Source organism: Brevundimonas sp. GW821-FHT10A07 (assembly GCF_059415785.1).
On sequence record NZ_JBWKNX010000005.1, the window covers coordinates 170,558 to 187,451 of the forward strand.

Annotated in this window: 18 protein-coding genes; 5 read left to right on the forward strand and 13 right to left on the reverse strand. The window is 67.2% G+C overall.

Going from position 1 to position 16,894, the window contains the following annotated elements; genetic code table 11:
* Positions 1-57 precede the first annotated feature (57 nt).
* A complete protein-coding gene (locus AC07NC_RS05970; protein WP_494568915.1) occupies positions 58-1,029 on the reverse strand; it encodes an alpha/beta fold hydrolase in 972 nt (323 codons plus the stop codon).
* Between the two features lie 47 nt (positions 1,030-1,076).
* Here AC07NC_RS05970 and AC07NC_RS05975 point away from each other — a divergent pair, with 47 nt between their 5' ends.
* Positions 1,077-1,913 carry an aldo/keto reductase gene (locus AC07NC_RS05975; protein ID WP_494568916.1) on the forward strand — a complete coding sequence of 279 codons (837 nt, stop codon included), beginning with the start codon at positions 1,077-1,079 and terminating at the stop codon, positions 1,911-1,913.
* Positions 1,914-1,963: 50 nt separating this feature from the next.
* On the opposite strand, the gene AC07NC_RS05980 is transcribed toward AC07NC_RS05975, so the two are convergent.
* The 3 genes from AC07NC_RS05980 to AC07NC_RS05990 all read right to left on the reverse strand — a co-directional run bounded on the left by AC07NC_RS05980 (position 1,964) and on the right by AC07NC_RS05990 (position 3,576).
* Positions 1,964-2,713 carry a glucose 1-dehydrogenase gene (locus AC07NC_RS05980; protein WP_494568917.1) on the reverse strand — a complete coding sequence of 250 codons (750 nt, stop codon included), beginning with the start codon at positions 2,711-2,713 and terminating at the stop codon, positions 1,964-1,966.
* Positions 2,714-2,811: 98 nt separating this feature from the next.
* A complete protein-coding gene (locus AC07NC_RS05985) occupies positions 2,812-3,105 on the reverse strand; it encodes an ArsR/SmtB family transcription factor (protein WP_008263087.1) in 294 nt (97 codons plus the stop codon).
* A 69-nt stretch (positions 3,106-3,174) separates the two neighbouring features.
* Positions 3,175-3,576 (reverse strand): HIT domain-containing protein, encoded by a 402-nt coding sequence (locus tag AC07NC_RS05990; protein ID WP_494568918.1) that lies wholly within the window; start codon positions 3,574-3,576, stop codon positions 3,175-3,177.
* 106 nt (positions 3,577-3,682) lie between these two features.
* On the opposite strand from AC07NC_RS05990, the gene mdh reads away from it, so the two are divergent.
* Positions 3,683-4,645 (forward strand): malate dehydrogenase, encoded by a 963-nt coding sequence (mdh, locus tag AC07NC_RS05995; RefSeq protein WP_494568919.1) that lies wholly within the window; start codon positions 3,683-3,685, stop codon positions 4,643-4,645.
* A 234-nt stretch (positions 4,646-4,879) separates the two neighbouring features.
* Here mdh and zapE read toward each other — a convergent pair whose 3' ends face one another.
* Positions 4,880-5,971, reverse strand: a complete 1,092-nt coding sequence (zapE, locus tag AC07NC_RS06000) for a cell division protein ZapE (RefSeq protein WP_494568920.1) — start codon at positions 5,969-5,971, stop codon at positions 4,880-4,882.
* A gap of 141 nt (positions 5,972-6,112) precedes the next feature.
* Between zapE and AC07NC_RS06005 the strand changes: the two genes are divergently transcribed.
* Both AC07NC_RS06005 and rarD read left to right on the forward strand, forming a co-directional pair.
* The gene (locus AC07NC_RS06005; protein WP_494568921.1) at positions 6,113-7,159 is read left to right on the forward strand and encodes an aspartate-semialdehyde dehydrogenase; all 1,047 of its coding nucleotides are present in this window, start codon (positions 6,113-6,115) and stop codon (positions 7,157-7,159) included.
* 195 nt (positions 7,160-7,354) lie between these two features.
* Positions 7,355-8,278 carry an EamA family transporter RarD gene (gene rarD, locus AC07NC_RS06010; protein ID WP_494568922.1) on the forward strand — a complete coding sequence of 308 codons (924 nt, stop codon included), beginning with the start codon at positions 7,355-7,357 and terminating at the stop codon, positions 8,276-8,278.
* On the opposite strand, the gene AC07NC_RS06015 is transcribed toward rarD, so the two are convergent.
* The 8 genes from AC07NC_RS06015 to AC07NC_RS06050 form a co-directional block, all read right to left on the reverse strand.
* Positions 8,275-9,405, reverse strand: coding sequence for a serine hydrolase domain-containing protein (locus AC07NC_RS06015; RefSeq protein ID WP_494568923.1), 1,131 nt, complete (start codon positions 9,403-9,405; stop codon positions 8,275-8,277). The two genes, rarD and AC07NC_RS06015, sit on opposite strands and share 4 nt — an antisense overlap.
* Before the next feature lie 86 nt (positions 9,406-9,491).
* Positions 9,492-10,085, reverse strand: coding sequence for a hypothetical protein (locus AC07NC_RS06020; protein WP_494568924.1), 594 nt, complete (start codon positions 10,083-10,085; stop codon positions 9,492-9,494).
* 120 nt (positions 10,086-10,205) lie between these two features.
* Positions 10,206-10,475 carry an ATP synthase F1 subunit epsilon gene (locus AC07NC_RS06025; protein WP_494568925.1) on the reverse strand — a complete coding sequence of 90 codons (270 nt, stop codon included), beginning with the start codon at positions 10,473-10,475 and terminating at the stop codon, positions 10,206-10,208.
* A complete protein-coding gene (locus tag AC07NC_RS06030) occupies positions 10,465-11,055 on the reverse strand; it encodes a hypothetical protein (RefSeq protein WP_494568926.1) in 591 nt (196 codons plus the stop codon). Before AC07NC_RS06030 ends, AC07NC_RS06025 begins: the two co-directional genes overlap by 11 nt.
* Before the next feature lie 2 nt (positions 11,056-11,057).
* Complete coding sequence (atpD, locus tag AC07NC_RS06035; RefSeq protein WP_035308966.1) at positions 11,058-12,593, reverse strand: F0F1 ATP synthase subunit beta; 1,536 nt, start codon at positions 12,591-12,593, stop codon at positions 11,058-11,060.
* A 37-nt stretch (positions 12,594-12,630) separates the two neighbouring features.
* Complete coding sequence (locus AC07NC_RS06040; RefSeq protein WP_008263082.1) at positions 12,631-13,509, reverse strand: F0F1 ATP synthase subunit gamma; 879 nt, start codon at positions 13,507-13,509, stop codon at positions 12,631-12,633.
* A gap of 34 nt (positions 13,510-13,543) precedes the next feature.
* A complete protein-coding gene (gene atpA, locus AC07NC_RS06045) occupies positions 13,544-15,076 on the reverse strand; it encodes a F0F1 ATP synthase subunit alpha (protein WP_008260776.1) in 1,533 nt (510 codons plus the stop codon).
* Between the two features lie 75 nt (positions 15,077-15,151).
* On the reverse strand, positions 15,152-15,706 hold the full coding sequence (locus AC07NC_RS06050; RefSeq protein ID WP_008260465.1) for a F0F1 ATP synthase subunit delta: 555 nt from the start codon (positions 15,704-15,706) through the stop codon (positions 15,152-15,154).
* Between the two features lie 265 nt (positions 15,707-15,971).
* Between AC07NC_RS06050 and AC07NC_RS06055 the strand changes: the two genes are divergently transcribed.
* Positions 15,972-16,868 carry an endonuclease/exonuclease/phosphatase family protein gene (locus AC07NC_RS06055; RefSeq protein WP_494568927.1) on the forward strand — a complete coding sequence of 299 codons (897 nt, stop codon included), beginning with the start codon at positions 15,972-15,974 and terminating at the stop codon, positions 16,866-16,868.
* The last annotated feature ends 26 nt before the right edge of the window (positions 16,869-16,894 follow it).

The window sequence follows — 16,894 nt, forward strand, 5'->3', positions numbered from 1 at the left end:
GGAACCCTCATCCGGCCCTTCGGGCCACCTTCTCCCGCAAGGGGAGAAGGAAGCGAGTCAGAGCTCCCCCAGAAACCCCAGCAGCAGCCCGTTCACCTCATCCGGCCGCTCCTGCTGGATCCAGTGGCCGGCGCCGGGCAGGACGACCGAACGGGTCAGGTTCGGAACCCAGTCCTTCAGCCCGGTCTCGGCCGAGCCGGCATAGTGTCGGACCGGATCGTCCTCGCCGACGATGAACAGGGCCGGCTGGAGAATCCGCTGCTCCTGCGCGAAGGCGGTCAGCGACCAGTTCAGATCGATGGCCCGATACCAGTTCAAAGGCGCGTCGAACCCGCCGACTGTGAAGGCCTCGACATATTCCGCGAAATGGGCGGGGCTCATCCACGGCGGCAGGTCGGCGCCGTCGTCGATGCTGTCCAGCAGGCCGACGCCCCGCGCCATGAAACCGGTGGCCCGTTTCGCGGCCGGGGTAGCGCCGTCATAGGACCAGAACAGTTTCCTCAGCGTCGTCGCCGGATCGGCCTCCAGCGTCAGATGGGCGTCCGCCGCCTGGAACCGGCTGATATAGAGATCGCCCAGCCCGGCCCGTTCGGACAGGATGGCCATGACGGTCGTCGGCGGTCCCTGGGGCCGGCGCGGCTGGAAGGGCACGGACAGCCCGGCCACCGCCGTGAACAGATCGGGCCGCAACAGGGCGCAATGCCAGGCGACCGGCGCGCCCCAGTCGTGGCCCACGACGACGGCGCTCGGTTTGCCCAGCGCCCGGACCAGATCGACCATGTCCCCGACCAGATGCAGGATCGAACAGGCGTCGACGCCCTTGGGCTTGTCCGTCCCGCCATAACCGCGCATGTCCGGCGCCACGACGTGATATCCCGCCGCCGACAGGGCCTCGACCTGCGCCCGCCAGCTGACGCCCAGTTCCGGAAAGCCATGGATCAGCAGGACCAATGGCGCGTTGAGGTCTTCGAACCCCGCCTCCAGCACCTGTTGGACAAGGCCGTCGGTCTTGATAAGCCGGGTGCGCATCTCAACCTCGCAGGCGGCTCTTCCGCCGCGAATGGAATAGGACGGACATGACCCGCCTCGTCACCTTTGCAGACGGTACGACCGTTCCCGCCCTGGGCCAAGGCACCTGGGAGATGGGCGACGATCCCGCCTGGCGCGACGAGGAGCAGCAGGCCCTGGCGCGCGGCATCGACCTGGGCCTGACCCTGATCGACACGGCCGAGCTCTACGGCGACGGCCGTTCCGAACGGCTGGTGGGCGAGGTCATCGCCGGACGCCGCGACGAGGTCTTTCTGGTCTCCAAGGTCCGGCCCGACAACGCGTCGGAAATGAAGATGATGCTGGCCTGCGAGAAGTCGCTGGAACGGTTGGGAACCGACCGGCTGGACCTGTATCTGCTGCACTGGGAAGGCAATGTTCCTCTGGAAGAGACCGTCGCGGCCTTCCAGGAACTGGTCGACGAGGGGATGATCGCCCGCTGGGGCGTGTCCAATCTGGATCTGCGCGCCATGGAGCGACTGATGGAGATCGAGGGGGCCGAGGACTGCGCCGTCAACCAGTTGCTCTATAATCTGGGCTCGCGCGGGGTGGAGTTCGATCTGCTGCCGTGGATGCAGGCCCGCGACATGCCGATGATGGCCTATTCGCCCCTGGGGCGCGGCGAATTGCTGGAACAGCCCCTGATCCGCGACATCGCCAACCGCCACAGCGCCGACCCGGCTCAGGTGGCGCTCGCCGCCATCCTGCGCCACGACGGCGTCATCGCCATTCCCAAGGCCGGCTCGATCGAACACGTCGAGGCCAACGCCGACGCCCTGGAGATCCAGTTCGACCTCGAGGACATCGAACGCCTCGACGCCGCCTTCCCCCCGCCCACGCGCGAGACGCCGCTGGACATCATCTGAGGGATGCGGACGCGGCCGGACCCCGGCCGCGTCCCTCGCCACGGCTTGATTTAGCGGTTTCCGCCGGCCACCGCGATGATTTCACCGGTGATCCAGGCGCTGTCGGCCGAGGCCAGGAAGACGGCCACAGGCGCGATGTCAGACGGCTGCCCCATGCGGCCGAGCGGGGTCTGGGCGACCATCTGGACCTCCATATCCGAGCCGATGATGCCCGTGGCGTGGGTGCCCTCGGTCTCGACGGCGCCGGGCGCAATGGCGTTGACCCGGATCTGGCGCGGGCCAAGTTCCTTGGCGAGCACGCGGGTGATCGAGTCCACGGCGGCCTTGGTGGCCGTGTAGACCGAGGCGGTCGGGATATCGACGGTGGTGGCGCCCGAGCTGATGTTGATCACGCTTCCGCCGTCGGGACCGAAGCGCTTGGCCGCCTCGCTGGTGGCCAGCAGCAGGCCCAGAACATTGATGTCGAACTGGCGTCGGTATTCGGCCTCGGTAAAGTCCTCGATCGGCGCGAAGGCATAGACGCCAGCGTTGTTGACGAGGATGTCCACGCCGCCGAACGCCTTCTGGGTCTCGTCGAACAGCCGCGTGACATCGTCGCCGCTGGCCACCGACGCCTGGACGGCGATGGCCTTGCCGCCGGCGGCGGTGATCTCGGCCACGACCTTGTCCGCCCCTTCGCGGCTGGAGGCGTAGTTGACCGCCACTGCGGCGCCCTCGGCGGCCAGGGCCTTGGCGATGGCCGCTCCGATGCCTTTCGATGCGCCGGTGACGACGGCGGTCTTGCCTGAAAGCTTGCTCATGATCTCTCTCCGGTCGCCTTCAGCGGCGAACGGTTTGATATTTAGATAACCATCGAACTGATTCAATAAGCGGGGCTGTTGATTTTCTGAAACCGGCCTCAGATTTCCGCGAGCTGGGCCAAATAGGCGTTCAGGACGTCGCGCTGCAGCACCAGGAAGGCGAACTTGCCCTGCCGGCAGATCTGGATCAGGCCGGCGGTCTCCAGTTCCTTCATATGGTGCGAGAAGGTGGGGGCGCTGACCGAGACAAGCTGGGCGACCGCGCCGCAAGGGGTGGGTTCGCTGGCCGCGCCGATCTCCTTGAGGATCTGACGGCGACGCGGCTCCGCCAGGGCCTTGGCGATCAGGTTCACCTGGCGTTCGTCCAGCCGGATGCGCAGCGCGTCTTCCATAGGGCTCATATGCGGTGCGAGAGCGGCTGACGCAAATGGGGCGCGACGACACATCGATCGTCGGATCGACTACCCGCTCCCGATCAACTCCAACAGCCGCGCCCGCGCCACCCCGGCATAGGGCGCCGCCGGCCCTCGCCCCCAGACCGGATCGGGCCACAGGCCGTCGTCACGACGGCGGCCGACGACATGGACGTGCAGCTGGGCCGTCACATTGCCGATAGCCCCCACGTTCAGCTTCTCGACCGTTCCCAACCGCCGCACCAAGGCCCCGGCCCGCACGGTCTCTTCCATCAGCGCGGCCCGCTGTTCGACGCTCAGGTCTTCCAGCTCCACCGCCCCCTCGACGCGCGGGATCAGGATCAGCCAGGGGAAGCGGGCGTCGTCCTGAAGCCGCACATGGCACAGCGGCCATTCGGCGGCGGCGACCGATCCGGCTTCGAAGGCGGGGTCTGGACGAAAGTCGGTCATGGCGTCTCCGCAACAGGGTTTTCCCAGCCTTGCAGCGCGGCCGATGCGGGTCTAGACCGCCCGCACGATTAATCCCCTTTCGCACACGCAATAAACGGAGACATCCATGGCTCGCGCGAAGATCGCCCTCATCGGCGCCGGCATGATCGGCGGCACCCTGGCCCATGTGGCCGCGCGCGAAGCGCTGGGCGACGTGATCCTGTTCGACATCGCTGAAGGCACCCCCCAGGGCAAGGCGCTGGACATCGCCGAGGCCACCGCCGTCTTCGGCTCGGACGTGGCCCTGAAGGGCGCCAACGACTATGCCGACATCGCGGGCGCCGACGTCTGCATCGTCACCGCCGGCGTGCCGCGCAAGCCGGGCATGAGCCGCGACGACCTGATCGGCATCAACCTGAAGGTCATGAAGGCCGTCGGCGAGGGCATCAAGGCCCACGCCCCCAACGCCTTCGTCATCTGCATCACCAACCCGCTCGACGCCATGGTCTGGGCGCTGCAGAAATTCTCGGGCCTGCCCAAGGAGAAGGTCGTCGGCATGGCCGGCGTGCTCGACTCGGCGCGCTTCGCCTACTTCCTGGCTGAAAAGACCGGCGTGTCGGTTCAGGACATCCACGCCTGGACCCTGGGCGGACACGGCGACGACATGGTGCCGATGGTGCGCCACTCGACCGTCGGCGGCCTGCCCCTGCCGGACGCGGTCAAGGCCGGCTTCCTGTCGCAGGACGAGCTGGACGCCATCGTCGACCGCACCCGCAAGGGCGGCGGCGAGATCGTGGCCCTGCTGAAGACCGGCTCGGCCTTCTACGCCCCGGCCGAAAGCGCGATTGCGATGGCCAAGTCCTATCTGCTGGACCAGAAGCGCGTCCTGCCCTGCGCCGTCTGGCTGTCGGGCGAATACGGCCTGTCGGACCTCTATGTCGGCGTCCCGGCCATGATCGGCGCCGCCGGCGTCGAAAAGGTGATCGAGTTCACCACCAACGACGACGAAAAGGCGATGTTCGAAAAGTCCGTCGCCTCGGTCCAAGGCCTGCTGCAGGCCTGCAAGGATATCGACGCCTCGCTGGCTTGAGCGATCGCACAGATCGAATGACGAAGGGCCTGCGGAGCAATCCGCAGGCCCTTTTTCTTTGCGCTTTCCAGATCTTCCCCCGCTTGCGGGGGAAGTGTCAGCTCGTCGAGCGCAGCGAGACGGCTGACGATGGGGGAAGTTCTCTTCCAGCCAAACAAGACTCCCCCCTCCGACCCTGGTTCGCTTCGCGAACGCCGGGCCACCTCCCCCGCAAGCGGGAGAGGGTCTTTCGTGTCACTCCCGAACGTGGGCCAGCCAGTCCTTGCTCTGCATCTCGTTGAAGCGCGACACGGTGCGTTCGAACTCGAACGCCCCCACACCCTCGGTATAGAGGGCCTCAGGCCGGGCGGCGGCCAGGACGATCAGCTTGGTCCTGGCCTCGTACAGGGCGTCCACCAGCGTCACCAGGCGGCGCGCCTCCTGCTGGTTCGACGGCCCCAGGATCGGCACGTCCTCCAGGAACAGGGTGTGAAACCGCGCGGCGACGGCCAGATAGTCCTGCGGCCCCAGCGGCCGGCCGCACAGGTCCGCAAACCGCGCCCGCGCCATCGAGCCCACGGTCCGCTCCACCACCACGTCCCGGCCCAGGACGGCCAGGTGCGCCGGCTCTTCCGGCTCGCCGCCCTTCAGTTCGCGCCAAAGCTCTTCGAAGCCGGCCCGGTCGTCCGGCGTGTGCCAGACCTGGGCCGAACTCAGCCGGTCCAGCCGCCAGTCGCGCGCACCCGCCGTCTTCACCACGGCGCAACGGTCCCGGATGATGTCGATGAAGGGGGTGAAGAGCTGGCGGTTGATGCCGTTCTTGTACAGGTCCTCCGGCGCCCGGTTCGAGGTGATGGCCAGCACCACCTTGTCCTCGAACAGGGCCTCGAACAGCCGGCCCAGGATCATGGCGTCGGCGATGTCCGTCACCTGAAGCTCGTCGAAACACAGCAGCCGGGCTTCGGAGGCGATCAGCTTGGCGATGGGCGGAATGGGATCGTCGCCCTTATGCGTCCCGAACACGGCCTTGCGGCTTTTGGAGTCGCCCTCTCGCCACTGGCGCACCAGGTCGTGGACCCGGGCCATGAAGGCGTGGAAATGGGCGCGTCTTTTCCGGGGCTCGGGCGTCGCGGAATAAAACAGGTCCATCAGCATGGACTTGCCCCGTCCGGGCGGTCCCCACAGATAGATCCCCTTCACCTCGGGCGGCCGCCCGAACAGGCCGCGCCGGGCCAGATCGGTCTCCAGCCGCTCCAGGGCGACGAGCACTTCGGCCTGGGCCGGATCGGGCGTCAGCACGCCCTCTTCCACGCGGATGTCGTAGGCGTTTCGGATGCGGGAGGTCATGAGCCCCTGCTTAAAGTCCCCGTCGCCGAAAAGCGATTGCTTCGCGGCTGCGAACGCCTAAATGCACACCACACAACACATCGCGCTCAAGCAGCGAGGCCCCGTGGGCCGAGCGATAGCGCGTCCGAAGGACCAATCATCATGGGTTATCGCGTCGCGATCGTCGGGGCCACGGGCAATGTGGGCCGCGAAATGCTGAACATCCTCGAGGAGCTGGAATTCCCCGTCGACGAAATCCACGCCATCGCCTCGCGCAAGTCCAAGGGGGTCGAGGTCTCGTTCGGCGACAAGACCATCAAATGCCAGGACATCGAACAGTTCGACTTCTCCAAGGTCGATCTGGTCCTGATGTCGGCCGGCGGCGAGGTCTCGCGCGCCTGGTCCGAAAAGATCGGCAAGGCCGGCCCCATCGTGATCGACAACTCCTCGGCCTTCCGCAAGGACGCCGACGTGCCCCTGATCGTGCCCGAGGTGAACCCCGACGCGGTCAAGGACGCCAAGAAGAAGAACATCATCGCCAACCCCAACTGCTCGACCATCCAGCTGGTCACGGCGCTGAAGCCCCTGCACGACGCGGCCAGGATCAAGCGGGTGGTGGTCTCGACCTATCAGTCGGTGTCCGGCGCCGGCAAGGAAGGCATGGACGAGCTGTGGAACCAGACCAAGGCCATCTACGGCCTGGGCGACGCGCGTCCCAAGAAATTCCCCAAACAGATCGCCTTCAACGTCATCCCCTACATCGGCTCCTTCCTCGAGGACGGCTCGACCGACGAGGAGCAGAAGATGTCGGACGAGACGCACAAGATGCTGGACCCCGACATCAAGGTCACCGTCACCTGCGTGCGGGTGCCGGTCTTCGTCGGCCACTCCGAGGCCGTGAACATCGAGTTCGACCGCCCCATCGCCCCGGACGAGGCCCGCGCCATCCTGCGCGAGGCGCCGGGCGTGCTGGTGATCGATAAGCAGGAGCACGACGGCTATATCACCCCCGTCGACGCCGCCGGCGAACACGGCGTCTATGTGTCGCGCATCCGCAAGGATCCGACCGTCGAGAACGGCCTGAACCTGTGGATCGTGTCCGACAACCTGCGCAAGGGCGCCGCCCTGAACGCCGTCCAGATCGCCCAGCTGCTGGACGAGACCGGCGTCATCACCTCGTCGTCGGGGTATCGTTCGATCACGGTGTAACCTTCTTTCGTCATCCTCCGGCGCGCGTAGCGCGACCGGGGGACCCAGCGGCGCGCGAGAGCGCGAACCTGTCGCGGACACGATTTCGGACGCCATGCTGCTGGGAGATTTCGCCTTCGGCGCCGCTGGGTTCCCCGGTCTGCGCCGCGAAGGCGCGGCTTGCCGGAGAATGACGAAAGTGAAGTTGAGCCGCCCATGACCGCCGCCGCCACCCCCAACGATCCCCGCGCGGTCGCCACCGCCATCGCCTGCTACAGCCTGTGGGGCCTCTTGCCCCTGCTGTTCATGGCCATGGCCGCCCATGGCTTCGGCGCGCCCGAGATCCTGGCCCACCGGGCGGTCTGGTCGGTGTTCGTGGCGGGCCTGTTCCTGCTGCTGGCGGGCCAGTGGGGCGAGGCGAAACAGGTGCTGGCCACGCCGCGCACCCTGGCCTGGCTGGCCCTGTCGGCGGCGATGATCGCGACGAACTGGAGCCTGTACGTCTTCGCCACCACCCATCATGCGACGCTGGAGGCCAGCCTCGGCTATTACATCAACCCGCTGCTCAACATGGCGGCGGGGGCGGTGTTATTCCGTGAACGGATCGACCGCTGGAGCGGCCTCGCCATCGGCCTGGCCGCCGTCGGGGTGGTGATCCAGACCATCGCCCTGGGCCATGTGCCGATCATCGGCCTGACCCTGGCCGTCACCTTCTGCGCCTATGCGGTGATCCGAAAGCGCGTGCCGGCCTCGGCCCAGACCGGGTTGTTCGTCGAATGTCTGGTGCTGCTGCCCATCGGCGCCCTGTTCCTGGCCTGGCTGGCCACGCACGGCCAGGCGACAGGTTTCGCCTCCCCCGCCGGCCTGGCCTGGGCCCTGGTCAACGGCCCGGCGACGGTCATTCCGCTGGTGATGTTCGCCTGGTCGGCGCGACGTCTGCCCCTGTCCACCCTCGGCTTCATCCAGTTCCTGGCGCCGACGCTCCAGTTCGCCTGCGGCGTCTGGGCGGGCGAGGCCCTGACGCCGCTGCGCATTGTCTCGTTCGCCTTCATCTGGGCCGGAGCGGGGGTGTTCGCGATCGGCGCCGCGCGGCGGTCGCGCGCCGCACGGCGCGCCGTCGTCCTGTCCGAAACGGTCTAGAGCGCGCCGTATAGGGCCGCCAGCAGCCGCCGGGGGCGAGGGTCGCCGATCAGGTGCGGCGACTGGCGCGTCATCACATAGGCGGCCGACAGCCGACGCGACGGGTCGGCCATGGCCATGGACCCGCCCCAGCCGTAGTGGCCGAAGGACTCGCCCGGCCCAAAGACGTTCAGCCCGTCATTGCGCATCAGGCCCGCCGCCCAGCTGATTACATAGGGCAGCACCTTGTCCGGGCCGTGGATCCGTTCGCGCGTCAACTGGTCCAGCGTCTCCGCCGACAGCACCGACCGGCCCTCCAGAACCCCCGCATTGGCGACCACACCCATCATCCGCGCCAGGCCCAGGGCCGTGCCATGCAGATTGGCCGAAGGGATCTCCATCTTGCGCCATTCGGCCGACCCCCGCCCGCCGGGGGCCGAGCCCCGGTCCAGGAAGGCCGCCTGTTTGATCGGATCGACGGTCCCTAGGCTGGGCGCCGCCGTGGGCTTGCGCATCTGGGCCACCCGGCCATGCTCGCTCTCGGGCAGGCCGATCCACAGATCCAGGTCGGGGAAGTCCGCCCGCAAGGCCTGGCCCATGGTCCGCCCCGTCGCCAGGCGGAAGACCTCGTTGGCCATGTAGCCGACCGTGACGGGGTGATAGCCGGACGCCGTGCCGGGCTCCCACATCGGCGCCTGGGCCGCCAGCCGCGCCAGCACGGACGCCGCCTCGAACCAGACCGACGGATCGACCGCTTCGGAAAAGCCCGGCAGGCCCGCCTGGTGGCTCATCAACTGGCCCACGGTGATTCCGGCCTTGCCCGCCGCCCCGAACGCGGGCCACAGGCCGGCGACCGTCTGCTCGTAATCCAGCCGGCCCGCCTCGACCGCGGTGGCGATCAGAAGGGCCATCACCGCCTTGCCGGTCGAGAACACCGGCGTCAGGGTCGTCTCGGTGAAGGCCGTGGTCCGCGCCGTGTCGGCATGCCCCGCCCACAGATCGACGACCGTCTCCCCCCCGATCAGCACGCTGAACCGCGCCGCCTGCTCGTTCAGCCCCTCGGGCGCGACGGTGAAGTTGGCGGCGAACGCCTCGCGCACGGCGTCGAAGCGCGGTTCGCAATGGCCTTGAATATCGATGTCAGTCATGACTCCGTTCATAGACCGTCCCCCGCCGGCGGGGAAAGTCTCAGTGCGGCCCCTTTCCCGGAACCCGTCCGGCGCCGGCCGGGCCGTCACGCCGTCGGCGGGCAGAAGCCGGGTCTGGCGCCCGCGGCGCGAAAGACGTTCGTGACCAGCGCCGGACGCCGCCCGCCCGCCATACGGGCCTTGTTCGCCTGGGCCAGCGCGACGACCAGCGGCCGGTCCGCCTCCCCGGTGCACCAGGCGGTGCGGCTATGGTCCTCGGCGACCAGAGTCTCGCCCCGGCGGAAATCGCCGTGCTTCGCCAACAGGCCCACGGCGGCGTCATTGAGGGCCTTGGGGTCGCCCGCCTCGACCGAGGCCGAACAGCCCCCGTCCGGCAGGGCCATGACATAGACGTCGGAATAGGAGGCCAGCCGCCAGGCGGCGACGGCAAGGGGCGAACCGGTCGTGCGGGGCGGCACGGGACGCAGCCAGTGATCCAGCGCCAAAGCCTCGACCGGACGATTTTCTCGAACGGCGGTCAGGCAGATGTCGGAGACGACGATCTCCATCGCCGCCATGGGCGAGGTCAGGGCGGCCCAGGGCGCGGGCTGGGTCGGTCGGGCGGTCGGATTGGTCGCGCACCCGGCCAGGGCGAAGACCATGGCGGCGACGCCCGCCAGCCGGATCGAGAGAGTGTTCATGCTCAGCCCCGCCAAACAAGCTGAGAGTGCGTGGTCCACACCTGATGGTCAAGGCGTTCGCCAACGAAAAGGCCCCCCGCCGAAACGAGAGGCCTCAAATCGTTCGATCCGGCGTGTGAATCAGGCCGCGACGACCTCGGTCGCCTGTTCGGCCAGGATGGTCAGGCCTTCGCCGTTGACGTCGGCGAAGCCGCCCTTGACGTCATACTGGGTCCGGGCGGCGCCGACATAGACGGTCACCAGACCCTCGCGCAGGGCGGTCATGAAGGGGGCGTGATCCGGCAGGACGCCGAAGTCGCCCTCGACGCCCGGCGCATCCACCTGGTCCACCAGGCCCGAGAAGACCTCGCGTTCCGGCGAGACGAGGGAGAAGTTCAGTTTAGAAGCCATTGGGCTCAGCCTTTGAAATACTGAATATGACAGCCGGTCCGGTGTTGCGCTGAGTGAACGCGGTCATGCGGCTGCTGCTCGCCAAGCGCGCGTCCTGCACGGCATACAAAACCATCGGCAAGTCCCGAACACCCTGCGAGGAAGCCGCCCCAGTGGTGAACGAAACAAGCTGCCCACCTCGCTGTTCAACGATTTCGCTGAAGAGACTAGTCGTAACAGCTCTATCGCCCTCCAACGCCGCGACCGTGCATTCCTTTCGCGCCGCGTCCCAGAAAACCAGAACGCGGGGGCTATCGGACCAATGCCACGCCTCAGCTGGGTAACTGTTGTCACCCGACAGCCGCCGAAGCGGATTGCGATCACGAACGGCCCCCGCCGTCATAATCAAATCCTCGAACGACTTGTCTTCCAACACCGCAGGATAGCAAATCTCAGTGACCGCCTGTCTGCTCCGCTTCAAAGCCTCCGCTTCTGAGGCAGCTGAGCGTGCCGGCAATCGGTCCTGAGCCAAGACAGACGTTGCGGCTAGGATTGCGGCCGTCGTCGCACAGAGGCTTAAAGCTTTGACGACGGCCTTCATGATCAGGCTTCCGCCGCCATCTTCTCGGCCTTGGCGACGGCCTCTTCGATGGCGCCGACCATGTAGAAGGCCGATTCCGGCAGGTGGTCGTATTCGCCGGCGACGATGCCCTTGAACGAGCGGATGGTGTCGGCCAGTTCGACGAACTTGCCGGGGGCGTTGGTGAACTGCTCGGCCACGAAGAAGGGCTGCGACAGGAAGCGCTGGATCTTGCGGGCGCGCGAGACGACCAGCTTGTCCTCTTCCGACAGCTCGTCCATGCCCAGGATGGCGATGATGTCCTTCAGGCCCTTGTACTGCTGCAGGACTTCCTGGACCGAACGGGCGACGTTGTAGTGTTCTTCGCCGATGACCAGCGGGTCCATGATCCGCGAGGTCGAGTCCAGCGGATCGACGGCGGGGAAGATGGCCTGGGCGGCGATGTCACGCGACAGCATGGTGGTCGCGTCCAAGTGGGCGAACGAGGCGGCGGGCGCCGGGTCGGTGGGGTCATCGGCCGGGACGTAGATGGCCTGGACCGAGGTGATCGAGCCCTTCTTGGTCGAGGTGATCCGCTCTTGCAGGTTGCCCATCTCGGTGGCCAGCGTCGGCTGATAGCCCACGGCCGACGGGATACGGCCCAGCAGAGCCGACACTTCCGAACCGGCCTGGGTGAAGCGGAAGATGTTGTCGACGAACAGCAGCACGTCCTTGCCTTCTTCGTCGCGGAAATACTCAGCCTGAGCCAGGCCGGTCAGGGCGACGCGGGCGCGGGCGCCGGGAGGCTCGTTCATCTGGCCGTAGACCAGGGCGCATTTGGAACCCTCGGTCGAGCCGCCGTTCTTGGCCGGGTCGACGTTCACGTTCGACTCGATCATCTCGTGATACAGGTCGTTGCCTTCGCGGGTGCGCTCACCCACGCCGGCCAGGACCGAATAACCGCCGTACGCCTTGGCGATGTTGTTGATCAGTTCCTGCATGGTCACGGTCTTGCCCACGCCGGCGCCGCCGAACAGGCCGGTCTTGCCGCCCTTGGTGTAGGGGCAGATCAGGTCGATGACCTTGATGCCCGTGACCAGGATTTCCGACGAGTTGGTCTGCTCCTCGAAGGTCGGGGCCTCGCGGTGGATCGGGCGGTACTGGGTGGTCTGGATCGGACCGGCTTCATCGATCGGCTGGCCGACGACGTTCATGATCCGGCCCAGCACGCCCGGTCCGACCGGGGTCTGGATCGAGGTGCCGGTGTCCGACACGGCCTGGCCGCGCGTCAGGCCCTCGGTCGTGTCCATGGCGATGGTGCGGACCATGTTCTCGCCGAGGTGCTGGGCGACTTCCAGCACCAGGGTGAAGGGCTCGCCCGTCTTCTGGTCGATGTTCTGGGTGTGGAGGGCGTTCAGGATCGCCGGCAGGTGGCCGGTGAACTCGACGTCCACGACGGCGCCGATGACCTGGGCGATCTTGCCCGTGGCGACGGCGGAGACGGGAGCCGCTGCGGGAGCGGCCTTCTTGGCGGCCGGCTTGCGGGCGGCGGGCTTCTTGGGGGCGACGGTGTCGGTCATGGCTGGGGTCCGTATCGGAATGTCTGTTCGGTCGGGATCAGAGGGCTTCGGCGCCGGCGATGATCTCGATCAGCTCGGTGGTGATCTGGGCTTGGCGCTTGCGGTTGTATTGCAGCGTCAGGGCGTTGATGAGGTCGCCGGCGTTGCGCGTGGCGTTGTCCATCGCCGCCATCTGCGACCCGAAGAAGCCCGCCTGGTTCTCGTACAGGGCGGCCAGGATCTGGGTCGTCAGGTTGCGCGGCAGCAGGGTCTCGAGGATTTCCTCTTCCGACGGCTCGTAGTCATAGACCGCGCCGTTCAGGTCGATCGGGGCGGCGTCGCCCTCGACCACGGCGGGGATCAGCTGCTTGCCGGTCGGAACCTGCGAGATCACCGATTTGAACTGGCTGTAGAACAGGGTGACCACATCGGCCTGACCGTCCTCGAACGCCGTGGCGATCATTTCGGCGACCGGCTGGGCCAGGGGCAGGCCGATGGTCTTCTGGGCGCTCAGCTCGAAGGTGTGGACCACCTTGTCGCCGTACAGACGGGTCAGCTGATCGCGCGACTTGCGGCCGACGGCGATGATCTTCACGTCCTTGCCGTTGGCGATCAGGCTGCCGATCCGCTCGCGTGCGGCGCGGATGACGTTGGTCGAGAAACCGCCCGCCAGACCCTTGTCCGCCGTCGCCACCACGATCAGGTGACGCTGGTCCTGACCCGTGCCGGCCAGCAGCTTGGGCGCGTCGGCGCCCGAGACGCCGGCGGCCAGGTTGGCGATGACCGAGGCCATCTTGCGCGCATAGGGCCGGGCGCTCTCGGCCTGGTCCTGGGCGCGTTTCAGCTTGGCCGCGGCGACCATCTGCATGGCCTTCGTGATCTTCTGCGTGGCTTTCACGCTTCCGATCCGATTGCGCATTTCCTTGAGGCTGGCCATCCGGCGTTGCTCTTCCTCTAACTACCGGCGGGGTTCAGGCGAAGGTCTTGACGAAGGCGGCCAGGATGTCCTTGAGCTCGGCTTCGATATCCGAGGTCAGGTCCTTCTTGGTGCGGATGCCTTCCAGCAGGCTGGCGTGGTTCGCATGGATGCGGGCCAGCAGTTCCTTCTCGAACCGGCCGACGTCGCTCACGGCGATGCCGTCGATATAGCCGCGCGTGCCGGCGTAGACCGAGACGACCTGTTCTTCCATCGCCAGCGGCGAGTATTGCGGCTGCTTCAGCAGCTCGGTCAGGCGGGCGCCGCGGGCCAGCAGCTTCTGGGTCGAGGCGTCCAGGTCCGAGCCGAACTTGGCGAAGGCGGCCATTTCCCGGTACTGGGCCAGCTCGCCCTTGATGGTGCCGGCGACCTTCTTCATCGCCTTGGTCTGGGCCGAGGAGCCGACGCGCGACACCGAGATGCCGACGTTCACGGCCGGGCGGATGCCTTGGTAGAACAGGTCGGATTCCAGGAAGATCTGGCCGTCGGTGATGGAGATGACGTTGGTCGGGATATAGGCCGAGACGTCGTTGGCCTGGGTCTCGATCAGCGGCAGGGCGGTCAGCGAGCCCGAACCGTAGTCCTCGTTCAGCTTGGCCGAACGTTCCAGCAGGCGGCTGTGCAGGTAGAAGACGTCGCCCGGATAGGCTTCGCGGCCCGGCGGGCGGCGCAGCAGCAGGGACATCTGGCGATAGGCCACAGCCTGCTTGGACAGGTCGTCATAGACGATCAGGCCGTGCATGCCGTTGTCGCGGAAATATTCGCCCATGGCCGTACCCGAGAAGGGCGCCAGGAACTGCAGCGGGGCCGGCTCCGACGCCGTGGCGGCGACGACGATGGTGTATTCCATCGCCCCGGCCTCTTCGAGGGTCTTGACGATCTGGGCGACGGTCGAACGCTTCTGGCCGATGGCGACGTAGATGCAGTAGAGCTTGGCGCTCTCGTCGTCGGTCTTGTTGACGTTCTTCTGGTTCAGGATGGTGTCGATGGCGACGGCGGTCTTGCCCACCTGACGGTCGCCGATGATCAGCTCGCGTTGGCCGCGGCCGACGGGGATCAGGGTGTCGATGGCCTTCAGGCCGGTCTGCATCGGCTCGTGGACCGACTTGCGCGGGATGATGCCCGGCGCCTTGACGTCGACGCGGCGGCGCTCGGTGAACTGGATCGGGCCCTTGCCGTCGATCGGCTCGCCCAGCGGGTTGACGACGCGGCCCAGCAGACCCTTGCCGACCGGCACGTCCACGATCTCGCCCAGGCGGCGCACGTCGTCGCCCTCGGCGATGGCGGCGTCGGCGCCGAAGATCACGGCGCCCACATTGTCGCGTTCCAGGTTCAGGGCCATGCCCTTGACGCCGGCCTTGGTGAACTCGACCATTTCGCCGGCCTGGACATTGTCCAGACCGTGGATGCGGGCGATGCCGTCGCCGACCGACAGCACGCTGCCCACGTCGGAGACATCGGCTTCGACGCCGAAGTTGGCGATCTGCGACTTGAGGATGGCCGAGATTTCAGCGGCGCGGATGTCCATGACGGGCTCTCTGTTCTTCAGTCTTCTGCGGGTGCGCCGATCAGGCGCGCTTCATTCTTGGGGCGGGGAGCGGGCTTACGCTCGCTTGAGGGCGAACTTCATCTGGTCGAGCTTGGTCTTCAGCGAGGCGTCGAACAGTTTCGAGCCGACCTTGATCTTCAGGCCGCCCAGGATGGCCGGATCGACCCGCGTGGTCAGTTCCGGCGCCTTGCCCAGGCTGGCGTTCAGCGCGGTCTTGATCGCGGCCAGCTGCTTGGCGTCCAGCGCCTGGGCCGAAACGACCTCTGCGGCGACGATGCCGGCGTGCTTGGCGTAGCGGGCTTCGAACCCGGCGATCACATGGGGCAGGTCCCGCGCGCGGTGGTTCTGGGCCAGCAGGCCCAGGAAGTTGGCGGTGGTCTGTTCGAACTTGGCCTTGGCGGCGATGGCGACGAGGCCCTTGCCCTGATCCTCGGCCGAAATGACCGGCGAGGTCGCCAGGCGGCGCAGGTCGGCGCTCTCGATCCAGGCGGCCTTCAACGACGTCAGGTCAGCACGGACAGCGTCCAGGCGGCCGGTTTCCAGCGCCAGATCAAACAGCGCCTGTGCGTAGCGATCGCCGACTTCCGTCGTTCTGAAATCATCAGCCACTGATTAGGGTCCGAGGTCGTTGTGTCAGGGTCGCGACCGAATGCGAGGCTCGCAACGGTCAAAAGCTTGAAATGCTTGCGGAAAGCACGACAGAGGCCGTATTCGTGAATACGCCCCCTTCAAGCCGGGCGCCTGATAGCACGGGGTTTTGCTGCTCGCAACATTGTGTGAAGGGGTGATGAAGCCGCACCCTGTCGCATCGGGTGTCGCACCCCGGTCATCCCTCCATGTGAAATCACGGGCCGACCTGCCGACGAGAGCCGAGATGAAACCGCACCCGCTGCTGATCACCGCCGCCTGCGCCCTCCTGGCGCCCTGCGTCGCCGCCCCGTCCCACGCCCGGGCCGGCGGCCTGACCGCCCCTGCGGACGCTCCCCGCTCCGTGCGGCTGATGAGCTACAACATCCGCTATGACGCGCCCGACGACACGCCGAACTGGCTGCAGCGCCGGCCGCACATGGCGCGCCAGATCGCCTTCTTCGATCCCGACGTCCTGGGGGTTCAGGAGGCGCTGATTCCGATGGTCGCCTATCTGGCCGATCAGGCGCCGGCCTATGACCATTACGGCGTCGGCCGCGACGACGGCGCCCAGGCGGGCGAGACGACGACCCTGTTCTGGCGCCGCGCCCGATTCGAGGCGGTCAGCACCCAGACCCTGTGGTGCTCGCCCACGCCGGACCGTCCGTCCAAGGGGTGGGACGCCGCCCTGCCGCGCACCGTGACCCGCGTCGTGCTGCGCGACCGGGCCAGCGGCCGGCTTCTGGACGTGCGCAACGCCCACATGGACCATGTCGGCGCGGTCGCCCGTGAACAGTGCGCCGCCCTGGCCGCCGATCTGGCCCCGGCGACGGTCGAGGGGGTGACGGCGGCGGTGGTGCTGATGGGGGATTTCAACGCCGGGCCGGACACGGCCCCCTATCGCCGCGTCCTCGCCGCCGGGCTGCGCGACGCCCGCGCCGTCAGCCCCGTCGTGTTCGGTCCCGCCGGCACCTACAACGACTTCGACATCGCCAGGGATAATGACGGCGTCGCCATCGACCATGTCTTCGTCGCTCCCGGCCTGTCGGTCGAACGCTACGGCGTGCCCACCGATTCCTTCAGCGGCCAGGTGATCTCGGACCATTTCCCCCTGGTCGTCGATGTCGCGCCGGACGAAAGATGATCGCACAACTGAGGGCCGGGGTGCGA

What these genes read in the sequence shown, in the direction of transcription:
- AC07NC_RS05970 (WP_494568915.1), bottom strand. Translation starts at nt 1,029, where the DNA reads ATGCGCACCCGGCTTATCAAGACCGACGGCCTTGTCCAACAGGTGCTG.
- AC07NC_RS05975 (WP_494568916.1), top strand. Translation starts at nt 1,077, where the DNA reads ATGACCCGCCTCGTCACCTTTGCAGACGGTACGACCGTTCCCGCCCTG.
- AC07NC_RS05980 (WP_494568917.1), bottom strand. Translation starts at nt 2,713, where the DNA reads ATGAGCAAGCTTTCAGGCAAGACCGCCGTCGTCACCGGCGCATCGAAA.
- AC07NC_RS05985 (WP_008263087.1), bottom strand. Translation starts at nt 3,105, where the DNA reads ATGGAAGACGCGCTGCGCATCCGGCTGGACGAACGCCAGGTGAACCTG.
- AC07NC_RS05990 (WP_494568918.1), bottom strand. Translation starts at nt 3,576, where the DNA reads ATGACCGACTTTCGTCCAGACCCCGCCTTCGAAGCCGGATCGGTCGCC.
- mdh (WP_494568919.1), top strand. Translation starts at nt 3,683, where the DNA reads ATGGCTCGCGCGAAGATCGCCCTCATCGGCGCCGGCATGATCGGCGGC.
- zapE (WP_494568920.1), bottom strand. Translation starts at nt 5,971, where the DNA reads ATGACCTCCCGCATCCGAAACGCCTACGACATCCGCGTGGAAGAGGGC.
- AC07NC_RS06005 (WP_494568921.1), top strand. Translation starts at nt 6,113, where the DNA reads ATGGGTTATCGCGTCGCGATCGTCGGGGCCACGGGCAATGTGGGCCGC.
- rarD (WP_494568922.1), top strand. Translation starts at nt 7,355, where the DNA reads ATGACCGCCGCCGCCACCCCCAACGATCCCCGCGCGGTCGCCACCGCC.
- AC07NC_RS06015 (WP_494568923.1), bottom strand. Translation starts at nt 9,405, where the DNA reads ATGACTGACATCGATATTCAAGGCCATTGCGAACCGCGCTTCGACGCC.
- AC07NC_RS06020 (WP_494568924.1), bottom strand. Translation starts at nt 10,085, where the DNA reads ATGAACACTCTCTCGATCCGGCTGGCGGGCGTCGCCGCCATGGTCTTC.
- AC07NC_RS06025 (WP_494568925.1), bottom strand. Translation starts at nt 10,475, where the DNA reads ATGGCTTCTAAACTGAACTTCTCCCTCGTCTCGCCGGAACGCGAGGTC.
- AC07NC_RS06030 (WP_494568926.1), bottom strand. Translation starts at nt 11,055, where the DNA reads ATGAAGGCCGTCGTCAAAGCTTTAAGCCTCTGTGCGACGACGGCCGCA.
- atpD (WP_035308966.1), bottom strand. Translation starts at nt 12,593, where the DNA reads ATGACCGACACCGTCGCCCCCAAGAAGCCCGCCGCCCGCAAGCCGGCC.
- AC07NC_RS06040 (WP_008263082.1), bottom strand. Translation starts at nt 13,509, where the DNA reads ATGGCCAGCCTCAAGGAAATGCGCAATCGGATCGGAAGCGTGAAAGCC.
- atpA (WP_008260776.1), bottom strand. Translation starts at nt 15,076, where the DNA reads ATGGACATCCGCGCCGCTGAAATCTCGGCCATCCTCAAGTCGCAGATC.
- AC07NC_RS06055 (WP_494568927.1), top strand. Translation starts at nt 15,972, where the DNA reads ATGAAACCGCACCCGCTGCTGATCACCGCCGCCTGCGCCCTCCTGGCG.